Origin of the sequence: Prevotella sp. CAG:592 (assembly GCF_000436015.1) — a bacterium.
Lineage (GTDB): Bacteria > Bacteroidota > Bacteroidia > Bacteroidales > Bacteroidaceae > Prevotella > Prevotella pectinovora.
In genome coordinates this window covers 1-6,064 of the sequence record NZ_FR892597.1, presented here as the reverse complement: position 1 = coordinate 6,064, position 6,064 = coordinate 1, and the positions used below count along the sequence as shown (strand labels likewise).

The window sequence follows — 6,064 nt, the reverse complement described above, 5'->3', positions numbered from 1 at the left end:
GTATTGGATGATAGTTGCGGATTTTAGGAGAAATTAGAAAAGTGTATTTTGTTTGGCTTTAATCAGTTTTTTGCATTACCTTTTAATAAGGTAAGCTGCATCTCGGTAATTAAAATAAATAAATTTATTTTGCATTACTCTCAATTTGCATTACCTTTGCAAATTCATTGCATATAGGCAATATATTCAACTATTTTTTTAATTTAAATCATTATGTCATATCTATTTACATCCGAATCAGTTTCTGAGGGACACCCAGACAAAGTGTCTGACCAGATTTCAGACGCATTGCTCGATCAGTTCCTCGCATACGACACCAAAGCGCATTGCGCGATAGAGACATTCTGTACTACAGGTCAGGTGGTAATCATGGGAGAGGTTCGCTCCGAAGAATACGTTGACCTGCAAACAATCGCCCGCAAGACGATAAAGAAAATTGGATACACCAAGTCGGAATACCAGTTCGACGGTGACTCATGCGGTGTGCTCACTGCCATACACGAGCAGAGCGACGACATCAACCGCGGAGTGAGCCGTGAGGAGGACTTCGACCAGGGTGCCGGCGACCAGGGAATGATGTTCGGCTACGCCACAAACGAGACCGACAACTACATGCCTGTATCGCTCGACCTGGCACAGCTCATCATGCGAACACTTGCCGACATCCGCAGAGAGGGAAAGGTGATGACCTATCTCAGACCCGACTCAAAGAGCCAGGTGACAGTGGAATATTCCGATGACAACATACCTCAGCGCATTGATACCATCGTGGTGTCTACACAGCACGACGACTTCATCAAGAATGCCGACGGTACCGACAACGACGAGGCTATGCTCCAGAAAATCCGCGAGGACGTGATAAACATCCTCATACCGAGAGTGAAGGAGCAGATAGGAGAGAAAGTGCTCAGGCTCTTCAACGGCGACATCAAGTATTTCGTAAACCCGACAGGAAAGTTCGTGATCGGTGGACCTCACGGCGACACCGGACTGACCGGCCGCAAGATAATCGTTGACACATACGGCGGAAAGGGAGCACACGGCGGAGGCGCCTTCTCAGGAAAAGACTCCAGCAAGGTGGACCGCTCGGCAGCCTATGCCACACGCCATATTGCCAAAAACATGGTGGCAGCGGGAGTTGCCGACGAGATGCTCGTGCAGGTGAGCTATGCCATCGGTGTGGCAGAGCCGGTAAGCGTATACGTGAACACCTACGGCAGAAGCCATGTGGAGATGAGCGACGGAGAGATAGCAAAGAAAATCAGCGAGATGTTCGACCTGCGGCCGAAGGCTATAGAGCAGCAGCTGAAGCTCCGTCAGCCTATGTATCTTGAAACGGCAGCCTACGGACACATGGGACGCAAGCCGGAGACAGTGAAGAAAACCTTCACCAGCCGCTATCATGAAACGAAGACTATCGACGTGGAGCTCTTCACATGGGAGAAGCTCGACCTCGTGGACAAGATAAAGAAAGAATTCGGTCTTTAATCCCAAAGGTGGCAGAATGACCGTTAGGGTTTAACCACAAAACGGCAAGACGCCCGTTAGGGAGTCTTAGATTGAAAAAACGTGGCAAGTGGAAAGCTTGCCGAACAGCAGACGAGTTGGCAAGATCCTCTCCTGACCTCCCTTTGAAGGGAGAGACTGTCAAGTCACAGGAAAACACCTTGTCAACTCGTTTTCCTTGTCAATTCGGCAGGGAATCAACAAAGAGAGTAATAGACAATGCTACAGACAGACTCAACAGAAACGAAACATAGTCAGCAACATGGTGTGCAGCTCATCGAGCAGCATCATGAGGAGATGCGCCAGCCATATCAGGTGTTGCATGAGCTGCCCCGCGATGCCACTCCGGCACAGCAGGACTCAGCTTTGCAGACGGTGTATGGCGCACAGCCACGTGTTCAGGAGGCGGTGCCGCTCGACTCCACCAGTCTGCTCAACCGTGCCAATGCCATCGGCAAGCTGGAGAACGTGGAACTGCCGCAATACTACAAGCAGAACTTCTTCTCCACCGATTCACTGTGGCATCCGGAGCTCAACGGCGGCCGCTATGGCATTGCCGGCGACCCCGTGCCCTATACCATACGCGGCGACAACATGATTACGGCACTGTTGCTCTGCTGCTTCATCCTCGCCTTCGTGGCATTCTCAAAGTCGAGATGGTTCATAATGAGGCAGACCAAGCAGTTCTTCAGAACAGAGCGCAGCGGCACTACGGTGATGACGGAGACGACAAACGAATTCCGTTTTCAGTTCTTCCTCGCTGCGCAGACCAGTCTGCTGCTGTCGCTCGTTGCCTTCTTCTATGCCCAGGAGCGCAATTCCGACACCTTCCTCGTCTCGTCGCAGTATCAGTTGATAGCGATGTTCTTCGGCGTCTTCGCCGGGTATTTCATGCTCAAGTCCATACTGTATACTATGGTCAACTGGGTGTTCTTCACCGCCCGGCAGAATGCGTCATGGATGAAGTCGTTCCTCTTCACCACCTCCGTCGAGGGAGTGGTGATGTTCCCCGTGGTAGTGTCGCAGGCATATTTCGGACTGTCGATGAAACACACCATCCTCTATGTGGGAGCCGTTGTGGTGTTGTCGCGATTGTTGTCATTATACAAGTGCTTTTTAATCTTTTTCAGACAGAAAGGCGTTTATCTGCAAATAATTTTGTACTTTTGCGCCCTTGAAATAATACCGCTTCTTGCGCTCTGCGGCACGTTGTCGGTTTTGATAAGTTATTTGAATGTAAATTTTTAAGGCATCGATGATTAAGAAGATTTTAGTTTCTCAACCCAAACCTACTAGCGACAAGTCACCTTATTATAGGATTGCAGAAGATTTTGGAGTAGAGCTGGTATTTAGACCATTCATAAAGGTGGAAGGACTCTCTTCGAAAGAATTCCGCCAGCAGAAGATAAGCATCACGAGCTTCACTGCCGTGGTATTCACGTCTCGCCATGCGATAGACAACTTCTTCAAGATTGCTCAGGAGATGCGTTTTGAAATCCCTGACACGATGAAATATTTCTGTGTCACTGAGACCATTTCATTATATATCCAGAAATACGTGCAGTACCGCAAGCGTAAGGTGTTCTTCGGCAGCACCGGCAAGATCGACGACCTCGTGCCGCTGATGATGAAGCACAAGCAGGAGAAATACCTCGTGCCGCTGAGCGACGTTCACGACAACTCCGTGAAGAAGCTCCTCGACACAAAGGGACTCCAGCATACCGAATGCGTGATGTACCGCACGGTGTGCAACGACCTCACCGAAGAGGAAGTGAAGAACTTCGACTACGACATGTGTGTATTCTTCAGCCCGTCAGGTGTGGCAGCATACAAGAAGGCATTCCCGGATGGATGCGGAGCGGCACCTATGAAGGCAGCCACCTTCGGTCCTGCAACTGCCAAGGCAGCCCACGACGCCGGACTCGACGTGCAGGTGGAAGCACCATCAGAGAAATATCCTTCGATGACGAGCGCTCTGCGCCGATTCCTCATCGACCAGGAAGACTAATATAACACCCCTTGATGACTCTCCCGACCAGGAACACCCTAAGCAAGAGTGAGCGCCTGCACGGCAGGAATGCCGTGGAGCAGCTGTTCCAGAAAGCGAAAAGAAGCTCTATGGTTGTCTTTCCGCTTAGGGCGGTATATACCCTCACTACAGGAGAGGAACAGCAGGGCGAAGCTGCAGTGAGAGTGCTTGTCAGTGTTTCGAAGAAGCATTTCAAGAGAGCTGTGAAGCGCAACCGTGCCAAGAGGCAGGTGCGCGAGGCTTACCGCAAGAACAAGCATGCTCTCGCCGACATCATCGCCGGTATGCCGGGCACAGGACTCTCCATCGCCTTCGTGTGGCTCTCGGATGAGCCGCAGCCGTCTGGCGAAGTGGAGGCATCTATGGTAGCGTTGCTCAGCAGGATAGGGGAGAAGGCGCATCTCATCTACGACAACAGCAGGAAAGCGGAGACCCACAATCTCACGGATCAGGAACAACCGTAAGGCTCTATGGGCAAGATAGTGAAGTTTATCTCCAAAGCCCTCGTATGGCTGCTGTGCCTGCCGATACTGTTCTATCAGCGGTGCATATCCCCGTTTACGCCGCCCTCATGCCGCTTCACACCAACATGCTCCGAATATGCCCGTGAGGCAATAGTGAAACACGGACCGATAAAAGGACTGTATCTCGCCATCCGGCGTATTCTGAGATGTCATCCCTGGGGAGGCAGCGGTTACGACCCCGTGCCGTAGGGGGGATGGAAAAGTCTGGTACTTAAAGAAATAAAACATTAACGATATGAAAAAGAACTTTGTTGAAGAACTTAAATGGCGCGGTATGCTGGCTCAGATGATGCCAGGCGCCGAGGAGTTGCTGCAGAAGGAGATGGTAACCGCATATCTCGGTACCGACCCTACGGCTGACTCACTGCACATCGGACACCTTTGTGGAATCATGATGCTCCGCCACCTTCAGCGTTGCGGACACAAGCCTATCATCCTCGTCGGCGGTGCCACAGGAATGATCGGTGACCCATCTGGCAAGAGCCAGGAGCGCAACCTGCTCGACGACAAGACTCTCTACCATAATCAGGAGGCAATCAAGAAGCAGGTGAGCAAGTTCCTCGACTTTGAGGGCACCGAGCCTAACAAGGCAGAGCTGGTGAACAACTACGACTGGATGAAGAACTTCACCTTCCTCGACTTTGCCCGTGAGGTGGGCAAGCATATCACCGTGAACTATATGATGGCAAAGGAGAGCGTGCAGCAGCGTCTCAACGGTACGGCCCGCGACGGTCTCTCGTTCACAGAGTTCACATACCAGCTGCTCCAGGGATACGACTTCCTGTATCTCTACCAGCACTACAACTGCAAGATGCAGCTCGGCGGCAACGACCAGTGGGGTAACATGACCACCGGTACGGAGCTTATCCGCCGCACTCTCGGCAACGATGTGGAGACTTATGCCCTCACCTGTCCGCTCATCACCAAGGCCGACGGCAAGAAGTTCGGAAAGACAGAGAGCGGAAACATCTGGCTCGACCCTAAGCGCACTTCTCCATACAAGTTCTATCAGTTCTGGCTCAATGTCAGCGACGACGATGCGGAGCGCTACATCAAGATATTCACAAGTCTCGATAAGGAGACCATCGAAGCTCTCGTAGAGGAGCACAAGCAGGATCCGGGCAGACGCATCCTCCAGAAGCGCCTTGCTGAGGAGACCACGGTGATGGTACACTCCAAAGAGGCTCTCGACGCTGCCATCGAGGCGTCAAACATTCTCTTCGGAAAGTCTACAAAGGAGTCGCTGCTGAAGCTCGACGAGCAGACATTCCTCGACATCTTCGAGGGTGTGCCACAGTTTGAGGTAAACCGCGACGTGCTCGGACAGCCGGCAGTAGAGATTTTCACACAGGCTGCTCCAGTATTCGCCAGCAAGGGCGAGATGCGTAAGCTCGTGCAGGGTGGAGGAGTATCTCTCAACAAGGAGAAACTTGCGGCTTTCGACCGTCCTGTGACAGAAGACGACCTTATCGACGGCAAGTATCTGCTCGTGCAGCGCGGCAAGAAGAATTATTATCTCCTCATCCTCAAATAAGGATTACAACGTTCTTTCAACAAGGCGCTTGGTATGGGGATAAAATTCCTCGGTGATAATTTTTGAAATAGGCAAAAAAATATAGATAGCAAAATTTGGTAATGGTATAAAAAAACATTACCTTTGCAACGCATTAGACTTGGGAAACGGTGGTTTCTCAAAACAAAAAGATGATTTGATTGTCCTATGGTGTAATGGTAGCACTACAGTTTTTGGTTCTGTCAGTGGTGGTTCGAGTCCGCCTGGGACAACGGGGAGCGGCGAGCGAAGTGATTCGGTCGCCGTTTTTGTATGCTTTTGGCAAGAGTAATCTCTTGCCTTTTATGAGCCTCTTTTACCTGTATTCAATTCGCAATAGCTCACCATTACTCATTGTCCCCAAATCGGTCATTAGGGCTTGCCTGAATTTTGATTTTTTAGAAGAGGGGATTTTATTTAATGAATAATAGCGAGCTATTGCGAATTAAAAAC

General features: G+C 50.7%; 6 protein-coding genes and 1 tRNA gene. All 7 read left to right on the top strand.

All coding sequences use genetic code 11. The features are described 5' to 3' along the window. The first annotated feature begins 213 nt into the window (after window positions 1-213). The 7 genes from metK (at window position 214) to QVO99_RS07655 (ending at window position 5,844) form a co-directional block, all read left to right on the top strand. Window positions 214-1,488, top strand: coding sequence for a methionine adenosyltransferase (gene metK / locus QVO99_RS07685; protein ID WP_022317029.1), 1,275 nt, complete (start codon window positions 214-216; stop codon window positions 1,486-1,488). Between the two features lie 237 nt (window positions 1,489-1,725). Continuing rightward, window positions 1,726-2,754, top strand: a complete 1,029-nt coding sequence (locus tag QVO99_RS07680; RefSeq protein WP_022317028.1) for a DUF4271 domain-containing protein — start codon at window positions 1,726-1,728, stop codon at window positions 2,752-2,754. 7 nt (window positions 2,755-2,761) lie between these two features. Next, a complete protein-coding gene (locus tag QVO99_RS07675; RefSeq protein WP_022317027.1) occupies window positions 2,762-3,514 on the top strand; it encodes a uroporphyrinogen-III synthase in 753 nt (250 codons plus the stop codon). Between the two features lie 14 nt (window positions 3,515-3,528). Next, window positions 3,529-3,999, top strand: a complete 471-nt coding sequence (gene rnpA, locus QVO99_RS07670; RefSeq protein WP_022317026.1) for a ribonuclease P protein component — start codon at window positions 3,529-3,531, stop codon at window positions 3,997-3,999. 6 nt (window positions 4,000-4,005) lie between these two features. Next, entirely contained in the window at window positions 4,006-4,248 is a 243-nt protein-coding gene (gene yidD / locus QVO99_RS07665) for a membrane protein insertion efficiency factor YidD (protein ID WP_022317025.1), read from the top strand. Window positions 4,249-4,294: 46 nt separating this feature from the next. Continuing rightward, the gene (gene tyrS, locus QVO99_RS07660) at window positions 4,295-5,593 is read left to right on the top strand and encodes a tyrosine--tRNA ligase (RefSeq protein ID WP_022317024.1); all 1,299 of its coding nucleotides are present in this window, start codon (window positions 4,295-4,297) and stop codon (window positions 5,591-5,593) included. Between the two features lie 180 nt (window positions 5,594-5,773). Next, a tRNA-Gln gene (locus QVO99_RS07655) sits at window positions 5,774-5,844 on the top strand. Window positions 5,845-6,064: the final 220 nt, after the last annotated feature.

Excerpts from the sequence above, each read along its gene's own strand:
- metK (WP_022317029.1), top strand. The coding sequence starts at position 214 with ATGTCATATCTATTTACATCCGAATCAGTTTCTGAGGGACACCCAGAC.
- tyrS (WP_022317024.1), top strand. The coding sequence starts at position 4,295 with ATGAAAAAGAACTTTGTTGAAGAACTTAAATGGCGCGGTATGCTGGCT.
- rnpA (WP_022317026.1), top strand. The coding sequence starts at position 3,529 with ATGACTCTCCCGACCAGGAACACCCTAAGCAAGAGTGAGCGCCTGCAC.
- QVO99_RS07680 (WP_022317028.1), top strand. The coding sequence starts at position 1,726 with ATGCTACAGACAGACTCAACAGAAACGAAACATAGTCAGCAACATGGT.
- yidD (WP_022317025.1), top strand. The coding sequence starts at position 4,006 with ATGGGCAAGATAGTGAAGTTTATCTCCAAAGCCCTCGTATGGCTGCTG.
- QVO99_RS07675 (WP_022317027.1), top strand. The coding sequence starts at position 2,762 with ATGATTAAGAAGATTTTAGTTTCTCAACCCAAACCTACTAGCGACAAG.